Here is a 22,955-nt window from a genome sequence, read left to right on the forward strand (position 1 = left end):
TTTTTCTTAATGTAAGGTTGGCTTGCGGACTTCCGGCGCGGTCGGCTGTGAACGCGTAAAGGTGTCGTGGCACAGCAGCGCCGCCACGCGCACGTACTCGATGATCTCTTCGAGAGACATTTCCAGCTCTTCCTGGTCTTCGTCCTCATCGTAGCCGAGCTGTGCAATATTACGCAGATCGTCGATCGCTTCACCCGCTTCGCCGGTCACTTTATCGAGCTTCGGCTGAGACACGCCCAGGCCCAGCAGATAATGGTTTACCCAACCCGCGAGCGCATCAGCGCGATCGAAGACGCTGACGTCGTCCCCTTCAGGCAGATAAAGCTGAAAAAGGAAGCCATCGTCTTCCAGCGAATCGCTGGTCGTCGCGTGCATTTTACGCAGCGCTTCTGCCAGTTCGTGACCAAACGCCAGCCCTTCGTTCGTGAGGTCGTGGATCAGCGGCTGCCAGGAGCTGTCGCTGTTTCCGCCGCACAGCATGCCACTGATCAGACCGTGCATTTCGGCAGGGGTTAAACCCACTCCCTGCTGGTTCAGTAACTGGTTTAAATCCTTGTAACCAGGCATTTCGTTCTGTATAGACATGCGCATTCGTCATCATTGGGGGGATATTCATGATATGCTACCACTTTGGACCCTGGTGATACCAGAAAAGGGCTTGTATCTTCACATCAGGGTAGCTATAGTGTCGCCCCTTCGCAGCCCCCGGGGCAGTAAGCGAAGGTAGCGCAGTCAATCAGCAGGAAGGTGGCATGTCTGCACAACCCGTCGATCTCCAGATTTTTGGCCGTTCACTGCGAGTGAATTGTCCACCTGAACAAAGGGATGCTTTGAATCAGGCTGCGGACGATTTGAATCAGCGGTTGCAAGATCTAAAAGAACGCACTAGAGTCACAAATACTGAGCAGCTGGTTTTTATCGCCGCGTTGAACATCAGCTATGAACTGACTCAGGAAAAAGCGAAGACCCGCGACTACGCGGCAAGCATGGAGCAACGCATTAAAATGCTCCAGCAGACCATAGAACAGGCATTGCTTGATCAAGGTCGCAATCCCGAAAGACCGGGACCCAAGTTTGAATAACACTTCTCAGTTGACTATGGTAGAGTAACTGTGAAGACAAAATTTCTCTGAGATGTTCGCAAGCGGGCCAGTCCCCTGAGCCGATATTTCATACCACAAGAATGTGGCGCTCCATGGTTGGTGAGCATGCTCGGTCCGTCCGAGAAGCCTTAAAACTATGACGACACATTCACCTTGAACCAAGGGTTCAAGGGTTACAGCCTGCGGCGGCATCTCGGAGATTCCCTCTCTTTTCTTCTACCGACTACCATGACTCAATTCCCTGAAGTTTCTGCTTCACGCCAGGATATCCGTCAGTTAATTCGTCAGCGCCGCCGTGCGTTAACCTCCGATCAGCAAGCGCATTTTGCCCAGCAGGCCGCCGCCCGTATGATGGCGTATCCCCCTGTCGTGATGGCGCACACCGTTGCGCTGTTTCTGTCGTTTGATGGTGAGCTGGATACCCAACCGCTGATAGAACAGCTCTGGCGCGCCGGGAAGAAGGTGTATCTGCCGGTTCTGCATCCGTTTAGCGACGGTAATCTGCTATTTCTGCACTACCACCCACACAGCGAGCTGGTGGTGAATCGCCTGAAAATCACCGAGCCGAAACTCGACGTCCGCGACGTGCTGCCGCTCTCTGAGCTGGACGTGCTGATCACGCCGCTGGTGGCGTTTGATGAACAGGGCCAGCGTTTAGGGATGGGCGGCGGTTTTTATGACAGGACGCTGCAAAACTGGCAGCAGTACGGGTTGCAGCCGGTGGGGTATGCGCATGATTGCCAGGCTGTAGAAGCTTTACCTGTAGAAAAATGGGATATTCCGCTGCCGGCGGTGGTTACGCCCAGTAAAACGTGGCTCTGGTAGAACAAAGCCGGGTGGCGGCTACGCCTTACCCGGCCTACATAAACCCTGGAACTTTGTAGGTCGGGTAAGCGTAAGCGCCACCCGACACACAGACCGCACGACCGTTGTAGGTCGGGTAAGGCGTAGCCGCCACCAGACACCACAGACCGCACCATCAGTACAACAGGCGCGCGCGAATCGTCCCCTGAATAGCCTTCATGCTCTGCAGCGCTTTCTCGGCTACATCGTCATCCGCTTCGATATCGATAACCACATAGCCCATCTGCGAGTTCGTCTGCAGATACTGTGCGGCAATGTTGACACCCTGCTCGGCAAAAATCTGGTTAATGGCGGTCAGCACGCCTGGACGGTTTTCGTGGATGTGCAGCAGACGACGACCACCGTGCAGCGGCAGAGACACTTCCGGGAAGTTCACGGCAGAGAGCGTAGAACCGTTGTCGGAGTATTTGCTCAGTTTACCCGCCACTTCCAGACCGATGTTCTCCTGCGCTTCCTGAGTAGAGCCGCCGATGTGTGGCGTCAGGATCACGTTGTCGAACTCGCACAGCGGAGAGGTAAACGGATCGCTGTTGGTGGCTGGCTCCGTCGGGAACACGTCAATGGCCGCGCCCGCCAGATGCTTACGCTTCAGCGCATCCGCCAGTGCCGGAATATCCACTACGGTGCCGCGCGCGGCGTTGATCAGCAGTGAGCCTGGCTTCATCAGCGCCAGCTCTTCCGCCCCCATCATGTTTTTGGTTGACGCATTTTCCGGCACGTGCAGGCTCACCACGTCGCTCATGTTCAGCAGGTCAGACAGGTGTTGAACCTGGGTAGCATTACCCAGCGGCAGCTTGCTTTCGATATCGTAGAAAAACACATGCATACCCAGGGATTCCGCCAGAATACCGAGCTGCGTACCAATGTGACCGTAGCCGATAATCCCCAGCTTTTTACCACGCGCTTCATAGGAGCCAGACGCCAGTTTGTTCCACACGCCGCGGTGCGCCTTGGCGTTCGCTTCAGGAATGCCGCGCAGCAGCAGCAGCAGTTCGCCAATCACCAGCTCCGCCACGGAACGGGTGTTGGAGAACGGGGCGTTAAACACGGGAATACCGCGTTTGGCAGCAGCATTCAGGTCAACCTGGTTGGTACCGATGCAGAAGCAGCCGATAGCCACCAGCTTTTCCGCCGCAGAAATAACGTCTTCAGTCAGGTGAGTTCGGGATCGCAGGCCAATGAAGTGGGCATCACGGATGGACGCTTTCAGCTCTTCGGTGTCGAGCGCGCCTTTGTGAAATTCGATGTTGGTGTAACCTGCCGCACGAAGGCTATCGATTGCTTTTTGATGCACGCCCTCGACCAGCAGGAATTTAATCTTGTCTTTCTCCAGTGATACCTTTGCCATTTACCCGACCCTGTTTTTGTCTGAACTGATGTTGTGCTGGATATGAATCCGCTGTAGCCAACATATCAAAAAAAACTATTGCAGCAATATGAACGTTTGCGTCGGCACTCTGAAGAAAAGTCATCAAGGGCAAAATGTCAGAGGAAAATGCTATGGAAATTTACAAACGTGGCAGGATCGGCAAAAGAGGTTAAAAAACGTGATACAAGTCACCGAATTTAGCTTTTCAAAAATTTTTTAGCGGGGGGAGGACTCCCCCCATCAGATCATTTTACGATGGTTTTCACGCCGTCAGCCGTGCCGATCAGCGCCACATCCGCGCCACGGTTGGCGAATAACCCTACAGTCACTACGCCTGGAATACCGTTAATGGCATTTTCCAGCGCAACGGCGTCGAGAATTTCCAGACCGTGAACGTCGAGGATCACGTTACCGTTATCGGTGACTACGCCCTGACGGTATTCCGGACGACCGCCCAGCTTCACCAGCTGACGGGCAACCGCGCTACGGGCCATGGGGATCACTTCGACCGGCAGCGGGAAATTCCCCAGAATATCGACCTGCTTGGAGGCGTCCGCGATACAGATGAACTTGTCCGCTACAGAAGCGATGATCTTTTCACGCGTCAGCGCCGCGCCGCCGCCCTTGATCATCTGCATATGGCCGTTGATCTCATCCGCGCCATCAACGTAAATCCCCAGACGATCCACTTCGTTGAGATCGAAAACGGTAATGCCGAGGCTTTTCAGCTTTTCCGTGGACGCATCGGAGCTGGAAACCGCGCCCTCGATCTGCCCCTTCATCGTGCCCAGTGCATCGATAAAGTGCGCCGCCGTCGACCCCGTGCCAACACCAACAATGGTCCCTGGCTGTACGTACTGGAGAGCGGCCCATCCTACTGCTTTTTTCAGTTCATCCTGCGTCATGATCGTTTGCCTGTGGTGTGAAAACTCAGGGCGCATTATAGAACACGTCGAATGGATTTCGTCTGCCAGGAAAGGAAAATTGTGTCATAGTGCAGATTAAGCAAAATTAAGGAGTAAGCCAGAGCAATGAAACGTCCGGACTACAGAACACTACAGGCACTTGATGCGGTTATTCGTGAACGCGGTTTTGAGCGCGCGGCGCAGAAGTTGTGCATCACCCAGTCCGCCGTATCACAGCGTATCAAACAGCTTGAAAACATGTTCGGGCAACCCCTGCTGGTGCGTACCGTTCCGCCGCGTCCAACGGAGCAAGGGCAAAAGCTCCTCGCGCTGCTGCGTCAGGTTGAACTGCTGGAAGATGAGTGGCTGGGTGATGAACAAACGGGTTCCACGCCACTGCTGCTGTCGCTGGCGGTGAACGCCGACAGTCTGGCAACCTGGCTGCTGCCTGCCCTTGCGCCAGTCCTGGCCGACTCCCCTATTCGACTGAATTTACAGGTAGAAGATGAAACCCGTACACAGGAGCGCCTGCGTCGTGGTGAGGTGGTTGGAGCGGTCAGTATCCAGCCTCAGGCGCTGCCAAGCTGTCTTGTCGATCAGCTAGGTGCGCTGGACTACCTGTTTGTCGGTTCAAAAGCCTTCGCGGAGCGCTACTTCCCGAATGGCGTCACCCGCGCCGCGCTGCTGAAAGCCCCTGCCGTGGCGTTCGACCATCTGGACGATATGCACCAGGCGTTCCTGCAGCAAAACTTCGATCTCCCGCCGGGCAGCGTGCCGTGCCATATTGTGAACTCGTCCGAAGCCTTTGTGCAGCTTGCACGTCAGGGAACCACCTGCTGCATGATCCCGCATCTGCAGATTGAGAGAGAGTTGAAAAGCGGTGAGCTGATTGACCTGACGCCGGGGCTGTATCAGCGCCGGATGCTTTACTGGCACCGCTTTGCGCCGGAAAGCCGTATGATGCGCAACGTCACCGACGCGCTGCTGGCGTTTGGGCATAAGGTGCTGAGGCAGGACTAAAAATTAAGCCGGGTGGCGACTCCGCCTTACCCGGCCTTGTATTATCCTCCCGTACAGAAAGAACCGGCCAGTTCTTTCTGTCAGGCAGTCCACATGCCGTACCCGGCCTTAGGCCTCGAGCCTGTGTTGTAGATCCCTGCAGTGGACTGCCCCTTCTCCACAAGTGACAAACCGGACAGTATCATGGACCGGTTTTCCCGGTAATCCGCATTCACAAGGTTGGTTTCACTATGGAACAGGAACTTCACTTTATTGGTATCGATGTCTCCAAAGCTAAGCTGGATGTCGATGTGTTGCGACCTGATGGCCGTCACCGCAGCAAAAAGTTTACTAACACCCCTAAAGGTCACGAGGAGCTGCTCAGGTGGCTCCGCAGCCATAATGTGGCTCCGGCCCACATCTGCATGGAGGCGACCAGCACCTATATGGAAGACGTCGCGGCTTCCCTCAGCGATGCCGGTTTCACCGTATCCATCATCAACCCGGCTCTGGGTAAAGCCTTTGCGCAGAGCGAAGGCCTGCGCAGTAAAACCGATGCCGTGGATGCCCGTATGCTGGCAGAGTTCTGCCGGCAGAAGCGTCCGGCAGCCTGGGAGGCACCGCATCCGGTGGAGCGCGCGTTGCGGGCGCTGGTACTGCGGCATCAGTCCCTGACGGACATGCACACGCAGGAGCTGAACCGCCGTGAGACGGCGCGGGAGGTGCAGATGCCGAGCATTGATGCGCACCTTCTGTGGCTGGAAGCGGAGCTGAAGCGGCTGGAGAAACAGATAAAGGACCTGACGGATGACGACCCGGACCTGAAGCACCGGCGAAAACTGCTGGACAGCATACCGGGTATCGGTGAAAAGACGTCCGCCGTGCTGCTGGCGTATGTGGGACTGAAGGACAGGTTCGGGCAGGCGCGGCAGTTCGCGGCGTTCGCAGGGCTGACACCGCGGCAACATGAATCCGGAAGCAGCGTAAACAGGGCAAGCAGGATGAGTAAGGCTGGCCATGTCTCGCTTCGCCGGGCGCTGTATATGCCCGCGATGGTGGCGCTGTACAAAACGGAGTGGGGAAAAGGATTCAGGGCGCGTCTGGAAAAGAACGGTAAGGGAGCGAAGCTGATAATCGGAGCGATGATGCGTAAGCTGGCGCAGGTGGCGTATGGCGTCCTGAAGTCAGGACGCCCGTTCGATGTCACGTTGCATCAGGAAAATGCTTGCGTGGCATAACAGTATCTACAGGTTACTGAGCAGGTTTCGGCTGTGCTGCCGCTGCAGGCTCCAGCTGGAACACCACATCCACCTGATCGTCGAACTGAATGGTTGGCTGTTCATAGGTTTCCTGAGCAGAAACCGGGGCTGCATCAGCCTTCATCATGCGTACCATCGGGCTTGGCTGGTAGTTAGAGACGTGGTAACGCACGCTGTAAACCGGGCCGAGCTTGCTCTTAAAGCCAGAAGCCAGCTGCTCCGCCTGATGGATTGCATCATCAATCGCGGCTTTACGGGCTTCGTCTTTGTATTTCTCCGGTTGCGCAACGCCCAGTGAGACGGAACGAATTTCATTCAGTCCCGCTTTTAACGCGCCATCAAGCAGCGAGTTCAGCTTATCAAGCTGACGCACGGTCACTTCCACGGTGCGCACGGCACGGTAGCCTTTAAGAATGCTTTTCCCGTTCTGGTAGTCGTAATCCGGTTGGGTACGCAGGTTAGCGGAACTGATATCCTTTTTACCTACGCCATTTTGCTCGAGGAAAGAGAGATATTGCGCAACACGATCGTCAGCCTGCTTTTTAGCGGAGGCGGCATCTTTCGCTGCCACGTTCACTTCAATTGCCAGGGTTGCAACATCCGGTACCGCGTCCACGCTTGCGGTGCCTGAAGTGACGATGTGCGGGCCATTTGGCAACTCATTTGCCTGCACCGACACCGCACCTAAACTCACTAATGCCGCCAGGGCCATCACTTTAAACTTCACTGTCATTCCTCCATGTTGCGAAGAGTGCCCCAACATCAGGGCGCATGCCAGCAAGCTTAGCGGGTCTTGTTCAGATGTCCATAAGACAAACGCTTAGTTGAACAATCCCTGTACATGATGAATGCCCTCTTTTGCCAACTGGAAGGCAATAAACCACATCACCAGACCGACCAGCGTATTGATGATGCGCTGAGCTTTAGCGGTACGCAAACGCGGGGCAAGCCACGCCGCCAGAATGGCGAGACCGAAGAACCAGAGGAAGGAGGCGCTGACCGTACCGAGCGCAAACCAACGCTTCGGCTCAACGTCCAGCTGTCCACCCAGGCTACCCAACACCACGAAAGTATCCAGATAAACATGCGGGTTAAGCCAGGTCACCGCCAGCATGGTGACGATAATTTTCCAGCGGCCTTGCTTCATCACTTCGGCGCTCGCCAGCTCAAGATTGCTGCTCATCGCCGTTTTCAGTGCGCCGAATCCGTACCACAGCAGGAACGCCACGCCGCCCCAGGTCACCAGCGCCAGCAGCCATGGGGACTGCATCAGTAGCGCGCTGCCGCCAAAAATCCCGGCGCAGATAAGCAGCAAGTCACTGACAGCACACAGCAACGCGATCATCAGATGATACTGGCGGCGGATGCCCTGGTTCATCACAAACGCATTTTGCGGGCCGAGGGGAAGGATCATGGCCGCACCTAATGCAAGGCCTTGAAAATAATAAGATAGCATGACGATTTTCTCGCAGTATTGTTCTGGAAGCTGACTATACTGCGCGAATCACATTAGAGGAAATGGATAATATTAATTGGGTATTAGCGGAGCTTATGAAGGTAAAGCCCGGTGGCGCTCGCGCTTACCGGGCCTGTAACGTCGGGGATTACTCGGCGGCTTGCTCGCGTTTAAGATTCACGTCCATCTGTGGGTACGGGAAGCTGATGCCGTTGGCGTCAAACTCGCGCTTAATGCGCTCCAGCACGTCCCAGTAGACGTTTTGCAGATCGCTGCTTTTGCTCCAGATACGCACCACGAAGTTAATGGATGACGCACCCAGCTCGTTGAGGCGAACCGTCTGCTCTTTATCTTTCAGAATGCGATCGTCAGAAGCAATGATATTGCTAATCAGCGATTTCACCTGATCGATGTCGGAGTCATAGGCCACGCTGATAATCAGCTCATTACGACGCACCGGCTCGCGGGAGAAGTTAATGATGTTGCCCGCAATGATTTTTCCGTTCGGTACCACCACGATACGGCCATCGACGGTACGCAGGGTGGTAGAGAAAATCTGCACCTGCAGCACGGTTCCGGCAATGCCGCCAAGGTCAACGTATTCACCCGAGCGGAACGGACGGAAGGTGACCAGCAGAACGCCTGCCGCCAGGTTTGAAAGCGAGCCCTGCAGCGCCAGACCAATAGCCAGACCAGCCGCACCGAGCACGGCGATGACGGATGCCGTCTGCACACCCACGCGACCCAGTGCCGCAATCAGCGTAAAGGCAATAATGCCGTAGCGTACCAGTGCGGAGAGGAAATCAGCCACCGTGGCGTCAATGTGACGGGCCAGCATCACGCGGTTGACTGCATTCGATACAATACGCGCCACGATCATCCCGACGATGATGATGGCAATCGCCGCGACGATGTTCACGGCATAGCTCAGCAGCAGTGCCTGGTTACGCACCAGCCAGTTACCGGCGTGATTGATGCTGTCTACAACATCGAGTTGTTCCATTTATTCTTCCTTTTGTTAAACCAAAACACAAAATCCATCCCCCATGGAGACAGGCAGGTCAGTAAAGGGTAAACAAAAAGCGCAAATATTGCCAAACAGATCACAAAAGCAGATGTTGCAGCATGTTGAAAATGCGAAAAAAAAGGCCCGCATTTGCGGGCCTTCTGATGCTGTTAGCAGCTCAAATTACAGAACGTCGATCGCGTTCAGTTCTTTGAATGCCTGCTCCAGACGGGTCACCATGGACGTCTGCGCAGCGCGCAGCCATACGCGTGGATCGTAGTATTTCTTGTTCGGCTGGTCTTCGCCTTTCGGGTTGCCCAGCTGACCCTGCAGGTAAGCTTCGTTGGTTTTGTAGTATTGCAGGATACCGTCCCATGTTGCCCACTGGGTGTCGGTATCGATGTTCATTTTCACTACGCCGTAGCTTACGGAGTCTTTGATTTCCTGAGCAGAAGAACCGGAACCGCCGTGGAAGACGAAGTTCAGGCTGTTGTGCGGCAGGTTGTGTTTCTTGGACACGTATTCCTGAGAATCACGCAGGATGGTTGGGGTCAGAACCACGTTACCTGGTTTGTAAACGCCGTGCACGTTACCGAAGGATGCTGCAATAGTGAAGCGTGGGCTGATTTTGCTCAGCTCGGTGTAAGCGTAATCAACGTCTTCTGGCTGGGTGTACAGTGCAGAAGCGTCCATGTGGCTGTTGTCCACGCCGTCTTCTTCACCACCGGTGCAACCCAGTTCGATTTCCAGGGTCATGTCCATTTTGGCCATGCGCGCCAGGTATTTGGAGCAGATTTCGATGTTTTCGTGCAGTGACTCTTCAGACAGGTCGATCATGTGAGAAGAGAACAGTGGCTTACCGGTAGCCGCGAAGTGTTTTTCACCCGCGTCCAGCAGACCGTCGATCCACGGCAGCAGTTTCTTCGCGCAGTGGTCAGTGTGCAGGATAACTGGAACACCGTAGTGTTCAGCCATCTGGTGTACGTGGTGCGCACCAGAGATAGCACCCAGGATGGCAGCACCCTGAGGAACGTCAGTTTTCACGCCTTTACCTGCGATGAACGCAGCGCCACCGTTAGAGAACTGAACGATAACTGGAGCTTTAACTTTGGCTGCAGTTTCCAGTACGGCGTTGATGGAGTCGGTACCCACGCAGTTAACTGCTGGCAGAGCGAAATTGTTTTCTTTAGCTACCTGGAACACTTTCTGTACGTCATCACCAGTGATAACGCCAGGTTTTACGAAATCAAAAATTTTAGACATGTTGCTTAGTCCTGTATCTTCGGCCGTTAGAAAAGGTGCGTGCTCTTATAAGCGCGCTGAAAATTGGGCAGGTTTCCCTGCCCTTGAATGGCTTACTTCTTAGCGCGCTCTTCGAGCATTGCTACTGCTGGCAGTACTTTGCCTTCCACGAATTCGAGGAATGCGCCGCCACCAGTGGAGATGTAGGAGATCTTGTCAGCGATACCGAACAGGTCGATTGCTGCCAGGGTGTCACCACCGCCTGCGATAGAGAACGCTTCGCTGTCTGCGATTGCGTTAGCAACGATCTCAGTACCTTTGCGGAAGTTCGGGAATTCGAACACGCCAACAGGACCGTTCCACAGGATAGTTTTTGCGTTTTTCAGGATTTCAGCCAGTTTCTGTGCAGAAACGTCGCCCAGGTCCAGAATCTGCTCTTCATCTTTGATGTCGTTTACAGATTTCAGGGTGGCGGTTGCGGTTTCGGAGAACTCGGTCGCGACGCGAACGTCAGTTGGAACCGGGATATCACAGGTGGACAGCAGACGTTTGGCTTCGTCAACCAGGTCTGCTTCGTACAGGGATTTACCGACGTTGTGGCCTTGAGCGGCAACGAAGGTGTTCGCGATACCACCGCCTACGATCAGCTGGTCAGCGATTTTAGACAGGGAATCCAGAACGGTCAGTTTGGTAGAAACTTTAGAACCACCCACGATAGCGACCATTGGACGAGCAGGTTCTTTCAGTGCTTTACCCAGCGCTTCCAGTTCGTCAGCCAGCAGTGGACCTGCACACGCTACGTCTGCGAATTTACCGATACCGTGGGTAGAAGCCTGAGCGCGGTGCGCCGTACCGAATGCATCCATCACGAATACGTCGCACAGAGCAGCGTATTTCTTAGACAGCGTTTCGTCGTCTTTCTTCTCGCCTTTATTGAAGCGAACGTTTTCCAGAACAACCAGTTCACCGGCAGCCACTTCAACGCCGTCCAGGTAATCTTTCACCAGGCGAACCGGGCTGGACAGTTTGTCTTTCAGGTAATTAACAACCGGCAGCAGAGAGAACTCTTCGTTGTACTCGCCTTCAGTTGGACGACCCAGGTGGGAGGTGACCATCACTTTAGCGCCCTGCTTCAGAGCCAGTTCGATGGTTGGCAGAGATGCACGGATACGCGCGTCGCTGGTCACTTTGCCATCTTTAACCGGTACGTTCAGATCGGCACGGATGAAAACGCGTTTACCAGCCAGATCCAGATCGGTCATCTTAATTACAGACATGGTGAATCCTCTCGTTGATTCTTAAAGTTTTGCAGACGCACGATGCGTCTTACCTGAAACCTTGAGCGGCCATTGCTAACGTGGTGTCGAGCATACGGTTAGCAAAGCCCCATTCGTTATCACACCAAACCAGCGTCTTGATAAGGTGTGCCCCACTGACGCGCGTTTGTGTGCCATCGACAATGGCGCTGTGCGGGTCGTGGTTAAAATCTACTGAGACCAACGGTAATTCCGTATAGTCAACTATACCATGAAATGCACCCTGTGCCGCTTTTTGCAGCAACAGGTTGACTTCACAGGCTTTTACCGGTTTTTTCACCGTCACGCTGAGATCGATTGCGGTGACGTTAATCGTCGGCACGCGCACGGCAATCGCTTCGAAACGGTCGTTAAACTGCGGGAAGATACGGGTGATCCCGGCAGCCAGTTTCGTATCCACCGGGATGATTGACTGGCTCGCTGCGCGCGTGCGTCGTAAATCCGGATGGTAAGCGTCAATAACCTGCTGATCGTGCATGGCGGAGTGAATCGTGGTCACAGTGCCGGATTCAATGCCATACGCATCGTCTAACAGTTTGATGACCGGAATAATGCAGTTGGTGGTGCAGGAGGCGTTGGAAACAATGCGGTGTTCGGCTAGCAGCTCATGCTGATTGACGCCAAACACGACGGTGGCGTCGAGGTCGTTACTGCCGGGGTGAGAAAACAGCACTTTTTTTGCGCCGGCAGCCAGATGGGCTTCGCCATGTTCGCGGCTGCCGTACACGCCGGTACAGTCCAGCACCACATCCACACCCAGTTCACGCCAGGGGAGTGCTTCAATACTGTTCTCATGCAGCACGCGGATGGCATCGTCGCCGACAAACAGCTGTTCCCTTTCCTGGCGAACGTCCCAGGCAAAGCGGCCGTGGCTGGTGTCATATTTCAACAAATGCGCCATGCCCGCAGCATCCGCCAGTTCATTGATTGCCACCACGGTGATTTCCGCACGACGCCCGGATTCATATATAGCACGAACCACGTTGCGCCCGATGCGACCGAAGCCATTAATCGCTACGCGTACGGTCATAGATCTCCTGCAAAGCTATCCCTGAGTTTGAGGTGGCTGAAAGAGTAATCCAGCGACGCCCGAAGGGGAATCCTTGCTGTCACAAACTGCGATTGATTGGTCAATTGTCGAACATTTAATCGACTGAAACGCTTCAGCAAGAATAAGCGAATTGGGGAATAAAAGGAATGTCTGTCCAGATGAATAAGCGAGCTATATGACTTGCATCACATTTTTGATGGAATAATGCTTACAAAAAAGCCGGGTGGCGCGCTAGCGCTTACCCGGCCTACTTTCGAGCCATTTGTAGGCCCGGTAAGCGTAGCGCCACCGGGCAAAATGGCAATTACAGCAGTTCTTTCGCCTTAGCGACAACGTTCTCAACGGTGAAGCCGAACTCTTCGAACAGCAGCTCTGCCGGAGCAGATTCACCGAAGGTGGTCATGCCGACGATAGCGCCGTTCAGGCCCACGTATTTGAACCAGTAATCAGCGATACCCGCTTCCACTGCCACGCGAGCGGAAACCGCTTTAGGCAGGACGGATTCGCGGTAAGCGGCATCCTGCTTGTCGAACGCGTCGGTAGACGGCATGGAAACCACGCGCGCTTTCACGCCTTCGGCAGTCAGTTTTTCCCACGCTGCAACAGCCAGTTCAACTTCAGAACCGGTGGCGATGAAGATCAGCTCTGGCTGGCCCGCGCAATCTTTCAGCACGTAACCACCGCGAGCGATGTTCGCCAGCTGCTCTGGCGTACGTTCCTGTTGTGCCAGGTTCTGACGGGAGAGGATCAGCGCGGTTGGACCGTCCTGACGCTCAACGCCGTATTTCCACGCTACAGCGGATTCAACCTGGTCACATGGACGCCATGTGCTCATGTTCGGGGTCACGCGCAGGGAAGCAACCTGCTCTACCGGCTGGTGAGTTGGGCCATCTTCGCCCAGACCGATGGAGTCGTGGGTGTAGACCATCACCTGACGCTGTTTCATCAGCGCAGCCATACGCACGGCGTTACGTGCATATTCAACGAACATCAGGAAGGTAGAGGTGTACGGCAGGAAACCGCCGTGCAGGGAGATACCGTTGGCAATCGCGGTCATACCGAATTCACGTACACCGTAATGGATGTAGTTACCGGCAGTATCTTCGTTGATTGGCTTAGAACCCGACCACAGAGTCAGGTTAGAAGGCGCCAGGTCAGCGGAGCCGCCCAGGAATTCTGGAAGCCATGGACCGAACGCTTCAATCGCATTTTGAGACGCTTTACGGCTCGCGATTTTAGACGGGTTCGCCTGCAGCTTAGCGATGAACTCGTTCGCTTTCGCGTCGAAGTCAGACGGCATGTCACCTTTCATACGGCGGGTGAATTCAGCCGCTTCCTGCGGGAACGCTTTCGCATAGGCAGCGAACTTCTCGTTCCAGGCCGCTTCTTTCGCCTGGCCCACTTCTTTTGCATCCCACTGAGCGTAGATCTCAGATGGGATTTCGAATGCAGGGTGTTTCCAGCCCAGTGCTTCACGGGTCAGTGCGATTTCCGCATCGCCCAGCGGCGCGCCGTGGGAGTCGTGAGTACCCGCTTTGTTCGGCGAACCGAAGCCAATGATGGTTTTGCACATCAGCAGGGACGGTTTGTCCGTCACAGCGCGCGCTTCTTCTACTGCACGTTTAATCGAGTCAGCATCGTGGCCATCAACGCCACGCACAACGTGCCAGCCGTAGGCTTCGAAGCGTGCTGCGGTGTCGTCGGTGAACCAGCCTTCAACGTGACCGTCGATGGAGATACCGTTGTCGTCATAGAACGCAACCAGTTTGCCCAGCTTCAGGGTACCTGCCAGGGAGCACACTTCGTGAGAAATGCCTTCCATCATGCAGCCGTCGCCCATGAACGCGTAGGTGAAGTGGTCTACGATGTCGTGACCAGGACGGTTGAACTGCGCCGCCAGCGTCTTCTCAGCAATCGCCATACCCACTGCGTTAGCAATGCCCTGACCCAGCGGGCCGGTGGTGGTTTCTACACCAGCGGTGTAACCCACTTCCGGGTGACCAGGCGTTTTGGAGTGCAGTTGACGGAAGTTTTTCAGCTCTTCGATTGGCAGATCGTAGCCGGTGAGGTGCAGCAGGCTATAGATCAGCATAGAGCCGTGGCCGTTGGACAGCACGAAGCGGTCGCGGTCAGCCCATGACGGGTTCTGCGGGTTGTGGTTCAGGAAGTCACGCCACAGGACTTCGGCGATATCAGCCATACCCATAGGGGCCCCTGGGTGGCCGGATTTGGCTTTCTGTACTGCGTCCATGCTCAGCGCACGAATAGCATTAGCAAGCTCTTTACGTGAGGACATTTTAACTCCAGATCGGACTGTTAAAGGCCATGCCCTTGACGACAGCGCGTTTTGGGCTACGCCGGAAAAAAGTGCCAACAATGTAACCCAAGCCGCAAGTCATGTACATGGAGCATTCTTTTGCGTGTTAAGAAATCTCTGGATCATGCTCGCATGTTGCGCAATCTCCTCGCCCGCCCCTGTCGATATTCCTTATACTTAGCCCGACACCGGCTTCGCTGACGGTGAACTTTTCGGATTTTATTCAGATTAACGAGTACGGAAGCAATCTCATGAAAATGCGTGCAATAGTGCTGGCCCTGGGTACGACGCTCCTGCTGAGCGGCTGTCAGAATATGGATTCTAACGGTCTGATGACCTCAGGCGCAGAAGCCTTTCAGGCCTATTCCCTGAGCGACGCGCAGGTAAAAGCGTTGAGCGATCAGGCGTGTAAAGATATGGACGGAAAAGCCACGCTTGCTCCGGCTAACAGTACCTATACGCAGCGTCTGAATAAGATTGCTTCCGCGCTGGGCGATAACATTAACGGCCAACCGGTGAACTATAAGGTGTACATGGCGAAAGACGTGAACGCCTTCGCCATGGCGAACGGCTGTATCCGCGTCTATAGCGGGCTGATGGACATGATGACCGACAACGAAGTGGAAGCGGTTATCGGCCACGAAATGGGCCACGTTGCGCTCGGCCATGTGAAGAAAGGAATGCAGGTTGCGTTAGGCACTAACGCCGTTCGCGCGGCGGCGGCCTCTGCGGGCGGTATCGTTGGCAGCCTGTCGCAGTCACAGCTTGGCGACGTCGGGGAAAAGCTGGTTAACTCTCAGTTCTCCCAGCGTCAGGAGTCCGAAGCGGATGACTACTCCTACGATCTGTTGCGCAAACGCGGCATCAATCCATCAGGTTTAGCTACCAGTTTCGAAAAACTGGCCAAGCTGGAAGCGGGTCGCCAAAGCTCCATGTTTGACGATCACCCGGCTTCGGAAGAACGCGCACAACATATTCGCGACCGTATGGCCGCAGACGGAATTAAATAATTTTACCGGGAGGCCTATTTGCCTCCCTTTTATTTCGCATGAATTGCCAATTTAAAAGCACGTATCGATAACTCGCCCGCAAGTCCCGCCACATCTGCATTTAGCCCCTGAAATGTCTGGTCACATATTTATTGCAATCGTTAATATTTCCGGTAATTATCAACCACGCAATCATTCAAATTAATATATCCAGACAGAGACGTTCCCTCCGTGAAAAAAGAATTATCATTAATTGCGTTAAGTTTATTCGCCGCATTACCTGCCGCAGCAAGCCAGCAATCCAACAGCCAGGGTTTTATTGACGACAGCCATCTGGATCTGTTTTTACGTAATGCCTATATCAGCCGCGATTATCATCAGGGTCAGCAGGATAAAGCCGAATGGGGCCAGGGCATTATCGCTACCTTTGAATCCGGCTATACCGAAGGGCTGGTAGGCTTTGGCGTGGACGGCATCGCCCAGTATGGCGTGCGCCTGGACGGCGGCCGCGGCAAAAGCGGCGCGGGCGGCATCGACTTCTTTAAGCAGGAAGACGACGGCCGGGCCAAATCCGATCTGGCGAAGTTTGGCGCGACGGCCAAAATACGTATCTCGAATACCGTGCTGAGCTACGGGAACCAGCGTCCTGAGCTGCCTATCGTGAATGCCGACAGCTCCCGCCTGCTGTTTGAAAGCTACACCGGCGCTATGCTGACCTCAAAAGAGATCGACGGGCTGGAAATCAACGCCGGTTATTTCATCGACGAGCAGCGTAAAAGTGACGACCGCCACGACAGCGGGCTGAAGAGCCTGACTTTTGGCGGCGCGAGCTACCAGTTCAACGACCAGTTCAGCGGCGCGCTTTACGCCTCTCATAATGAAGAGGTGATGAACAAGCAGTATCTGGGCCTGAACTTCAAACAGCCGTTCAGCACCGGACAGCAGCTGGTGCTTGATTTCAACGGCTACAATTCGCGCCTGGATCAGGGCTACGCAGACAACCTGGACACCGGGCGCAGCAACACCATCTGGAGCCTGGCGGCGAGCTATATCTGGGATATTCACACCTTCAAGGTGGCGTACCAGCAGAGCAGCGGCAGCACGGGCTACAACTACGGCGGCTATCGCGACCAGGGCGGCGTGGGTGACGGCGGCAACACCATCTGGCTGGCGAACTCCTACTGGTCTGATTTTAACGGTGAAGATGAACGCTCATGGCAGGCCTCTTACGGTCTGGACTTCGGCGGCCTCGGCCTGCCGGGCCTGAGCTGGACCACCGCCTACGTGCGTGGCGACAACATCAAGACCTCTGAGACCAGCAACGGCAAAGAGCACGAGTGGTTTAACCAGATCCAGTACCAGGTGCAGGACGGTCCGGCGAAAGATCTGAAACTGAAACTGCGCTATTCCGTGCTGCGTGTCTCCAGCAACGCCAGCGATTACAACGTAGGTGGGGATGAGATCCGCGCTTACGTGGAATACCCGTTTAACGTGTTCTGATGAAAAAAGCCGGGTGGCGGCTTCGCCTGACCCGGCCTGGGGTTTTCTCGCTGTGGTTGAGGGAGAAACAGTAGGCCCGGTAAGCGCAGCGCCACCGGGCAATATCCACGGTATCAATACAGCGATTTCTGCGGCGGCCCGGCAAACTTCAGCGCGCCAATCTGCCCCATCCGAACTTCCACTACCGACGGCCCCGGCATCGCCAGCGCCTCCGTCATCACCGCATCAAAATCCTCTGCCCGCTCTACGCTCCACGCCTGAAGGCCAATCGCCTGCGCCAGCAGAGTAAAGTCCGGCGTATGCAGTTCGTTATAGTACTGACGCCCGCCGAAATACTTATCCTGAATACCGCGCATCACGCCGTAACCGCCGTCGTTCATGATCAGCAGCGTCACGTTGGCTTTTTCCTGCGCCAGCGTCGCCATCTCGCCTAAATTCAGGCTCAGGCCACCGTCGCCCACCAGCCCCACCACCTTGCGCTGCGGGTTAGCAATCGCGGTGCCGATCGCCATCGGCAGCCCCATGCCAATCGCCCCTGCAAGGGAGTGAATGTTCATCAGCGGGCCGTTGGCGCGGAACAGTCGGCTGCCCCACAGGCTGCCGGACACGGTGATATCACGCACAAGCAAGCCGTCTTTCGGCAGCGCTTTCTCAATGGCATCGTTAAGCGTCGCATAAGCGCCACACTGCTCGCGCAGCCCCTGCTCAGCTTGCTCAACCGCCTGCTGCACCTGCATATCCCACTGGGCGTTACCCCATTCCCGGCCCTGAGCTTTTTCAACCAACGCGCCAAGCAGCGCTGAACAATCGGCGACCAACGTGCTATCCATCAGGTAGTTACGGCTTGCCGCCGCCGGGTCGATATCGATCTGCACGCGCGGGTGCGGCAGCTCCAGCGTCCAGGAACGGGTTTCATTGCTACGCAGTCGTGAACCGGCGACCAGCGTAAAATCGCACTGCGCGATCAGCGCCTCCACTGACGGCGAGTTGTGGAACGCCCGCAGGCTGGCGCGATGGCTGTCCGGCAACACGCCGCGCGCGTGGGTGCTGGAGATCACCGTCACGCCCGCATCCGCCAGTTTTTTCACGGCGTCAGCACTTCCCAGCGTCCCGCCGCCCAGCCACAGCAGCGGCTGTTTTGCCAGCTTAAGTTGCGTCCACAATGCGTCAACCGTCGCGGGATCTACGGCTGGAACCGAAGCCGGTTTCACCGGTTTCGTCACCAGCGACAGCGGAATTTTCGCGCCCTGAATATCAATCGGGATTTCCACAGAGACCGGCCCGCACGGCGGCGTCTGCGCCTCTTGAATCGCTTTATGCAGAATCGCAATTGCCTGGCTGGCGTTGCTGATGCGGTACGCCCGCTTTGAACTGGCCTTCAGGAAGGTCAGTTGGTCGCGGGTTTCGTGGATAAACCCGGTGTCGGCATCCAGCCAGGCTTTCTCTACCTGCCCGGTTAAATGCAGCAGCGGCGTGCAGGCGTTCATGGCTTCCACCAGCGCACCTACCGCGTTACCCGCTCCCGCGCCGGTGCTGGTCAGCGCCACGCCGAGGCCGGAAAAGCGCCCGTGGGCGTCGGCCATGGTAACGGATCCCGCCTCGCCGCGCGCGGGTACAAAACGGATGTTGCCCCGCTGCCCCACCGCGTCAGCGATCGGCAGGTTGTGAATGGAGATGACGCCGTAGATGGCCTCAACCTGATACTGCTCCAGCGTTCTGGCGATGGCGTCGCCGACGGTTATCATTTCGCTCATTGCTCACCCTTTCTCAGTCGCACCAGTGGTTGACGCTGTTACCCGTCGCCAGATAAATGCTCTTTTGCTGCATCCAGGCTTTGAGCCCCTGAATACCCTTTTCGCGGCCCAGACCGCTCTCTTTATAGCCCCCGAACGGGGTCGAAATCGCAAAGACTTTGTAGGTGTTGATCCACACCGTACCCGCTTCCAGCTGTTCGCTGAGACGCAGCGCGCGTCCGGTATCGCGCGTCCAGATCCCCGCCGCCAGGCCATAAACCGAGTCGTTCGCCTCGCGGATAAGCGCCGCTTCATCGCAAAACGGCATCGCCACCAGCACCGGGCCGAAGATCTCCTCCTGACACGCGCGGGCGCTGTTGCTCAGCCCCTCGATAATCGTGGGCTGGAAGAAGCTGCCGTTTGCCAGAGCAGGATCCGCCGGGATCTCCCCGCCGCACAGCACGCGCCCCCCTTCGCGCTTCGCCAGCTCGACATATTCCTGCACGCTCTGGCGATGTTTCTCGTTGATCAGCGGCCCTACATGCACGCCTTCGGTAAACGGGTGTCCGACGCGCAGCCCGCGAGTTAACTCCAGCAGCCGCGCCATGAGCGGCGCGTAAATGCTCTCGTGGATAAACAGCCGCGATCCGGCAATGCACGCCTGCCCCGCCGAGCTGAAAATGCCGTAGCAGATCCCGCGCGCGGCCTGTTCGAGGTCGGCGTCTTCCAGCACGATGGTCGGGGATTTCCCGCCCAGCTCCAGCGAGGCCGGGATCAGCTTTTCCGCCGCCACGTGCGCCAGATGACGGCCCGTGGTGGTGCCACCGGTAAAGGAAATTTTCCGCACGCGAGGATGGCGCGCCAGCGCATCGCCAATCACCGAGCCTTTGCCCGGCAGCACGCTCAGCAGCCCGGCGGGCAGCCCGGCCTGTTCAAAAATCCGCGCCAGCTCCAGCGCCATCAGCGGCGTGGCTTCGGCGGGCTTGAGGATCACCGCGTTACCGGCGGCAATGGCCGGGGCGACCTTCTGCATTTCGCTGGCAATCGGCGAGTTCCACGGCGTGATAGCCGCCACCACGCCGAGCGGCTCATAGCGGCTCAGCGTTAGCAAATCGGGCTGGCGCGGCGTCGGGAGTTCCCCTTCCAGCAGCTCGCAGGCGGCGGCGAAATAGCGCGCCGTCCCCGCTGCGCTCATCACCAGCCCGCGCGCTTCCGCCAGCGGCTTGCCGTTATCGCGGCTCTGCATCTGCGCCAGCTCATCCACGCGGGACTCAATCAGATCGGCAACCTTGTACAGGATCTTCGCCCGCATGTGCGGCAGGCGGTTGCGCCAGTCCGGAGCGCGCCACGCACGTTCGCCTGCGTCGATGGCATCCTCCAGATCGTCCAGGCTTGCGGCGTTAAGCGTCGCGTTGATTGAGCCGTCCGCCGGGAACTGGCTCTGCATCAGGTTGCCGCCGCCGTGTCGCCACTGACCGCCGATAAAAATCTTCAGATCGTTCATCGTCACTCCTCAGCTCAAGGCCAGTTCACGGCAGGCGCGCACCGCGCTCAGTGCCGCCAGGGTGGAGGTTTTAGGATTAGAAGCCAGCGGCAGCCCGCTCAGCTCAAGATGGAACTCGCCGAACAATCCTTCCACGTGCAGCGTGTGGGTATTGCGCGTCGTCGCCGGGTCGACCATCAGCTGCACGCGGGTCTCATCCATCCCGACGCCGCCGAGCGCCACGGTCGCCGCCACGTTGGCGTTAGCCGGGAACAGCCGCGCCGCCTCGCGGGCGCTGCCTTCGAAGAAGACTTTTGATTCTGAAACAGAATTGAGATCGATAAGCTGCTCTGCATAGCTGCCGCGCCAGCTGGCCGGGCTTTTGCGCGACTGATAGGTCACACGTTCAAGCCCACCTTCTTTCGCCGCCGCCAGCCCGTCGATACCAGCAACCGCACCGGAGAGCAGAGTCAGTTTGCCTCCCGCCGCGAGCAGCCGCTGCTCCAGCGCGCTGTCCGCCAGCGCACCGGTGGAGATCGCTGCCAGATGCCAGCCGCGCCCTAAAATCGCTTCGCCATACTGCGCCACCGCCTGCTGGCTGGCGCACTCCAGTACGAGATCGGGCGTTTCCGCACAGTCCATCGGAGAGATCAACGCCACCACCCTATCGCCAAACTGTTCACGAATGGCCGCATGGTGAGATTCGCGTGCCACGATCCAGCCGATAGCAACGCCAGCGGGCAGACGCTCAATCACCGCCTGCGCCATGGCGCCAAACCCAATTAACATGATCTTTTTCATGATGCGTCCTTACAGGTGGCGACAGAAGCCGCCGGAAACGTCCAGCGCGGCACCGGTGGTAAACGAGGCCAGCGGCGAGGCAAGAAACAGCAGCGCCTGTGCGGGTTCCTGCGGTTTACCAAGGCGCGCCATCGGAATGCCGCGTTTGCGGGCGATATCCGCCGTCCACTCCGGCCAGCTCTGGCTTTTGTCGGTCCGATTTTCAAAGCGTCGCTGCCACTGGCCGGACTCCACCATGCCGAGCAAAATTGAATTCACGCGGATGCCTTTGCCCACCAGCTCTTTGGAGAGCGTGAGCGTCATGTTCAGCAGCGCGGCGCGAGCGGCGGAGGTGGCGATCATGTGCTCCTCCGGCTGCAGCGCCAGCAGAGAGTTCACGCAGGTGATGGAGGCGATGTCGGACTGCTCCAGCAGAGGCTGAAACGCCTGCACCGGGTTGATCACCCCGAACAGTTTCAGCTCGGCCTCGTGCAGCCACGCCTCGCGCGGGGTGTCGTGGAAGTGCGCCACGTAGCCCTGCCCGGCGTTGTTGATCAGCATATCCGCCGCGCCAAAGCGGGCCTGCACCGCCTCCGCGAAGGCCTGCATCTCGTCGGCTTTCAGCACGTCGCAGCGATAAGAGAAAATCTCCCCGTCGGGATAGTCGTTTTGCAGCGCCGCGTGGGCGCTGGCGAGCCGGTCCGGATCGCGGCCGCAGAAGGCCACCTTTGCCCCCTCGCCCAGCAGCAGGCGCAGCGTTTCAAAGCCAATGCCGGACGAACCGCCGGTAACGACCGCTACGCGTCCGTCAATGTGTGCATTCATCGCCTACCTCCTGGTGAATACGTAAAAGCTGTTGATTAAAAAACGCCGCGTTATCGAGATAGCTGGCGTGTCCGGCCTGCGGAATGGCGGTGAACGGCATGCCGTAGCGAACCGCCAGCCCCTGCACCAGCTCAGGTTGGGTAATGGCATCCTGCTCGCCGCACCAGACTTCAAAGGTGCCCGAATAGCGCGTCAGCCAGCCGTGAATATCGTCGTGCGCCAGCATCCACGCGGCGGCGAGATAGCCTTCCGGGCGCAGGGCTCGCATGCCCGTCGCAACGGTCTCGATGTCCTCCGCGCGCGCGCCGGGGTGCAGCAGCTTCGCCGCGCGGGTCTGGGCGAGGATCTCACCGCCGAGCGCCATCTGCTGTTCGCGATTGCGCCACACCTGCTCGCGCTGCGCCGGGGCGGCATTGCCGTAGCCCTGCGCGGCATCCGCCAGCACCAGATGGATGACGCGATCCGGGAACTTCGCCGCAAAGGCGCTGGCGACCAGCGCGCCGAGCGAATGACCCAACAGCACCGCCTGCCAGACGCCCGCGCGATCGAGCATCGCCGCCAGCGCGTCGGCGTAATCCCCCGCGTTTGCCCGCTCAACCGCCAGCATCGGGCTTTCGCCATAGCCGGGCATGTCCCACGCCAGCACGCGAAAGCCGTCCAGCGTCATCTGCTTGTGCCAGGAGGCCGCGCCGGAGCTGATACCGTGCAGCAGCATCAGCGGAATGCCGCTTCCCTGTTCACGAAAACCCGTCATCATG

The 22,955-nt window shown here is 57.0% G+C and carries 21 protein-coding genes and 1 other RNA gene; 7 read left to right on the plus strand and 15 right to left on the minus strand.

The window, feature by feature from the left end:
• Positions 1–6 precede the first annotated feature (6 nt).
• Positions 7–585: a YecA/YgfB family protein gene (locus N2K86_RS17995; RefSeq protein WP_211446507.1), complete on the minus strand. Its 579-nt coding sequence runs from the start codon at positions 583–585 to the stop codon at positions 7–9.
• A gap of 167 nt (positions 586–752) precedes the next feature.
• On the opposite strand from N2K86_RS17995, the gene zapA reads away from it, so the two are divergent.
• The 3 genes from zapA to N2K86_RS18010 all read left to right on the plus strand — a co-directional run bounded on the left by zapA (position 753) and on the right by N2K86_RS18010 (position 1,928).
• Positions 753–1,082: a cell division protein ZapA gene (gene zapA, locus N2K86_RS18000; RefSeq protein WP_006811891.1), complete on the plus strand. Its 330-nt coding sequence runs from the start codon at positions 753–755 to the stop codon at positions 1,080–1,082.
• A 41-nt stretch (positions 1,083–1,123) separates the two neighbouring features.
• Positions 1,124–1,307: non-coding RNA, 6S RNA (ssrS, locus tag N2K86_RS18005), on the plus strand.
• A 24-nt stretch (positions 1,308–1,331) separates the two neighbouring features.
• Complete coding sequence (locus N2K86_RS18010; protein WP_260659514.1) at positions 1,332–1,928, plus strand: 5-formyltetrahydrofolate cyclo-ligase; 597 nt, start codon at positions 1,332–1,334, stop codon at positions 1,926–1,928.
• Between the two features lie 154 nt (positions 1,929–2,082).
• Here the strand turns inward: N2K86_RS18010 and serA are convergent, their stop codons facing one another.
• Entirely contained in the window at positions 2,083–3,315 is a 1,233-nt protein-coding gene (gene serA, locus N2K86_RS18015) for a phosphoglycerate dehydrogenase (RefSeq protein WP_260659515.1), read from the minus strand.
• Between the two features lie 266 nt (positions 3,316–3,581).
• Entirely contained in the window at positions 3,582–4,241 is a 660-nt protein-coding gene (gene rpiA / locus N2K86_RS18020; RefSeq protein ID WP_047355196.1) for a ribose-5-phosphate isomerase RpiA, read from the minus strand.
• Positions 4,242–4,367: 126 nt separating this feature from the next.
• Between rpiA and argP the strand changes: the two genes are divergently transcribed.
• Positions 4,368–5,261 carry a DNA-binding transcriptional regulator ArgP gene (gene argP / locus N2K86_RS18025; RefSeq protein WP_006178395.1) on the plus strand — a complete coding sequence of 298 codons (894 nt, stop codon included), beginning with the start codon at positions 4,368–4,370 and terminating at the stop codon, positions 5,259–5,261.
• 230 nt (positions 5,262–5,491) lie between these two features.
• The gene (locus tag N2K86_RS18030; protein ID WP_260658920.1) at positions 5,492–6,478 is read left to right on the plus strand and encodes an IS110 family transposase; all 987 of its coding nucleotides are present in this window, start codon (positions 5,492–5,494) and stop codon (positions 6,476–6,478) included.
• Between the two features lie 13 nt (positions 6,479–6,491).
• Here the strand turns inward: N2K86_RS18030 and N2K86_RS18035 are convergent, their stop codons facing one another.
• The 7 genes from N2K86_RS18035 to tkt all read right to left on the minus strand — a co-directional run bounded on the left by N2K86_RS18035 (position 6,492) and on the right by tkt (position 14,866).
• Positions 6,492–7,226: an oxidative stress defense protein gene (locus N2K86_RS18035; protein ID WP_260661718.1), complete on the minus strand. Its 735-nt coding sequence runs from the start codon at positions 7,224–7,226 to the stop codon at positions 6,492–6,494.
• A gap of 93 nt (positions 7,227–7,319) precedes the next feature.
• Positions 7,320–7,955 carry an arginine exporter ArgO gene (gene argO / locus N2K86_RS18040; protein ID WP_003860085.1) on the minus strand — a complete coding sequence of 212 codons (636 nt, stop codon included), beginning with the start codon at positions 7,953–7,955 and terminating at the stop codon, positions 7,320–7,322.
• 148 nt (positions 7,956–8,103) lie between these two features.
• Positions 8,104–8,958 (minus strand): small-conductance mechanosensitive channel MscS, encoded by an 855-nt coding sequence (gene mscS, locus N2K86_RS18045; protein WP_260659516.1) that lies wholly within the window; start codon positions 8,956–8,958, stop codon positions 8,104–8,106.
• Positions 8,959–9,144: 186 nt separating this feature from the next.
• On the minus strand, positions 9,145–10,224 hold the full coding sequence (gene fbaA / locus N2K86_RS18050) for a class II fructose-bisphosphate aldolase (protein ID WP_042715531.1): 1,080 nt from the start codon (positions 10,222–10,224) through the stop codon (positions 9,145–9,147).
• Positions 10,225–10,316: 92 nt separating this feature from the next.
• Positions 10,317–11,480 carry a phosphoglycerate kinase gene (gene pgk / locus N2K86_RS18055; protein ID WP_047646313.1) on the minus strand — a complete coding sequence of 388 codons (1,164 nt, stop codon included), beginning with the start codon at positions 11,478–11,480 and terminating at the stop codon, positions 10,317–10,319.
• A gap of 49 nt (positions 11,481–11,529) precedes the next feature.
• A complete protein-coding gene (gene epd, locus N2K86_RS18060; protein ID WP_260659517.1) occupies positions 11,530–12,549 on the minus strand; it encodes an erythrose-4-phosphate dehydrogenase in 1,020 nt (339 codons plus the stop codon).
• Between the two features lie 325 nt (positions 12,550–12,874).
• Positions 12,875–14,866, minus strand: a complete 1,992-nt coding sequence (tkt, locus tag N2K86_RS18065) for a transketolase (RefSeq protein WP_048977227.1) — start codon at positions 14,864–14,866, stop codon at positions 12,875–12,877.
• 272 nt (positions 14,867–15,138) lie between these two features.
• Here tkt and N2K86_RS18070 point away from each other — a divergent pair, with 272 nt between their 5' ends.
• Both N2K86_RS18070 and N2K86_RS18075 read left to right on the plus strand, forming a co-directional pair.
• Complete coding sequence (locus tag N2K86_RS18070; RefSeq protein ID WP_010435388.1) at positions 15,139–15,897, plus strand: M48 family metallopeptidase; 759 nt, start codon at positions 15,139–15,141, stop codon at positions 15,895–15,897.
• Positions 15,898–16,107: 210 nt separating this feature from the next.
• Positions 16,108–17,376: an OprD family porin gene (locus N2K86_RS18075; RefSeq protein ID WP_260659518.1), complete on the plus strand. Its 1,269-nt coding sequence runs from the start codon at positions 16,108–16,110 to the stop codon at positions 17,374–17,376.
• 113 nt (positions 17,377–17,489) lie between these two features.
• Here N2K86_RS18075 and N2K86_RS18080 read toward each other — a convergent pair whose 3' ends face one another.
• From N2K86_RS18080 to N2K86_RS18100, 5 genes are read right to left on the minus strand one after another with little or no spacing between them, the layout of a single operon-like run.
• Complete coding sequence (locus tag N2K86_RS18080; protein ID WP_260659519.1) at positions 17,490–19,130, minus strand: thiamine pyrophosphate-binding protein; 1,641 nt, start codon at positions 19,128–19,130, stop codon at positions 17,490–17,492.
• Between the two features lie 13 nt (positions 19,131–19,143).
• Complete coding sequence (locus tag N2K86_RS18085) at positions 19,144–20,613, minus strand: aldehyde dehydrogenase (protein ID WP_260659520.1); 1,470 nt, start codon at positions 20,611–20,613, stop codon at positions 19,144–19,146.
• 9 nt (positions 20,614–20,622) lie between these two features.
• A complete protein-coding gene (locus tag N2K86_RS18090) occupies positions 20,623–21,393 on the minus strand; it encodes an aspartate dehydrogenase (RefSeq protein WP_260659521.1) in 771 nt (256 codons plus the stop codon).
• A 9-nt stretch (positions 21,394–21,402) separates the two neighbouring features.
• A complete protein-coding gene (locus tag N2K86_RS18095; RefSeq protein ID WP_260659522.1) occupies positions 21,403–22,197 on the minus strand; it encodes an SDR family oxidoreductase in 795 nt (264 codons plus the stop codon).
• Positions 22,181–22,951 carry an alpha/beta fold hydrolase gene (locus N2K86_RS18100; protein ID WP_260661719.1) on the minus strand — a complete coding sequence of 257 codons (771 nt, stop codon included), beginning with the start codon at positions 22,949–22,951 and terminating at the stop codon, positions 22,181–22,183. Before N2K86_RS18100 ends, N2K86_RS18095 begins: the two co-directional genes overlap by 17 nt.
• Positions 22,952–22,955: the final 4 nt, after the last annotated feature.

This window comes from Enterobacter mori, from assembly GCF_025244905.1.
Taxonomy (GTDB): domain Bacteria; phylum Pseudomonadota; class Gammaproteobacteria; order Enterobacterales; family Enterobacteriaceae; genus Enterobacter; species Enterobacter mori_A.

Excerpts from the sequence above, each read along its gene's own strand:
- N2K86_RS17995 (WP_211446507.1), bottom strand. The coding sequence starts at position 585 with ATGTCTATACAGAACGAAATGCCTGGTTACAAGGATTTAAACCAGTTA.
- zapA (WP_006811891.1), top strand. The coding sequence starts at position 753 with ATGTCTGCACAACCCGTCGATCTCCAGATTTTTGGCCGTTCACTGCGA.
- N2K86_RS18010 (WP_260659514.1), top strand. The coding sequence starts at position 1,332 with ATGACTCAATTCCCTGAAGTTTCTGCTTCACGCCAGGATATCCGTCAG.
- serA (WP_260659515.1), bottom strand. The coding sequence starts at position 3,315 with ATGGCAAAGGTATCACTGGAGAAAGACAAGATTAAATTCCTGCTGGTC.
- rpiA (WP_047355196.1), bottom strand. The coding sequence starts at position 4,241 with ATGACGCAGGATGAACTGAAAAAAGCAGTAGGATGGGCCGCTCTCCAG.
- argP (WP_006178395.1), top strand. The coding sequence starts at position 4,368 with ATGAAACGTCCGGACTACAGAACACTACAGGCACTTGATGCGGTTATT.
- N2K86_RS18030 (WP_260658920.1), top strand. The coding sequence starts at position 5,492 with ATGGAACAGGAACTTCACTTTATTGGTATCGATGTCTCCAAAGCTAAG.
- argO (WP_003860085.1), bottom strand. The coding sequence starts at position 7,955 with ATGCTATCTTATTATTTTCAAGGCCTTGCATTAGGTGCGGCCATGATC.
- mscS (WP_260659516.1), bottom strand. The coding sequence starts at position 8,958 with ATGGAACAACTCGATGTTGTAGACAGCATCAATCACGCCGGTAACTGG.
- fbaA (WP_042715531.1), bottom strand. The coding sequence starts at position 10,224 with ATGTCTAAAATTTTTGATTTCGTAAAACCTGGCGTTATCACTGGTGAT.
- pgk (WP_047646313.1), bottom strand. The coding sequence starts at position 11,480 with ATGTCTGTAATTAAGATGACCGATCTGGATCTGGCTGGTAAACGCGTT.
- epd (WP_260659517.1), bottom strand. The coding sequence starts at position 12,549 with ATGACCGTACGCGTAGCGATTAATGGCTTCGGTCGCATCGGGCGCAAC.
- tkt (WP_048977227.1), bottom strand. The coding sequence starts at position 14,866 with ATGTCCTCACGTAAAGAGCTTGCTAATGCTATTCGTGCGCTGAGCATG.
- N2K86_RS18070 (WP_010435388.1), top strand. The coding sequence starts at position 15,139 with ATGAAAATGCGTGCAATAGTGCTGGCCCTGGGTACGACGCTCCTGCTG.
- N2K86_RS18080 (WP_260659519.1), bottom strand. The coding sequence starts at position 19,130 with ATGAGCGAAATGATAACCGTCGGCGACGCCATCGCCAGAACGCTGGAG.
- N2K86_RS18085 (WP_260659520.1), bottom strand. The coding sequence starts at position 20,613 with ATGAACGATCTGAAGATTTTTATCGGCGGTCAGTGGCGACACGGCGGC.
- N2K86_RS18090 (WP_260659521.1), bottom strand. The coding sequence starts at position 21,393 with ATGAAAAAGATCATGTTAATTGGGTTTGGCGCCATGGCGCAGGCGGTG.
- N2K86_RS18095 (WP_260659522.1), bottom strand. The coding sequence starts at position 22,197 with ATGAATGCACACATTGACGGACGCGTAGCGGTCGTTACCGGCGGTTCG.
- N2K86_RS18100 (WP_260661719.1), bottom strand. The coding sequence starts at position 22,951 with ATGACGGGTTTTCGTGAACAGGGAAGCGGCATTCCGCTGATGCTGCTG.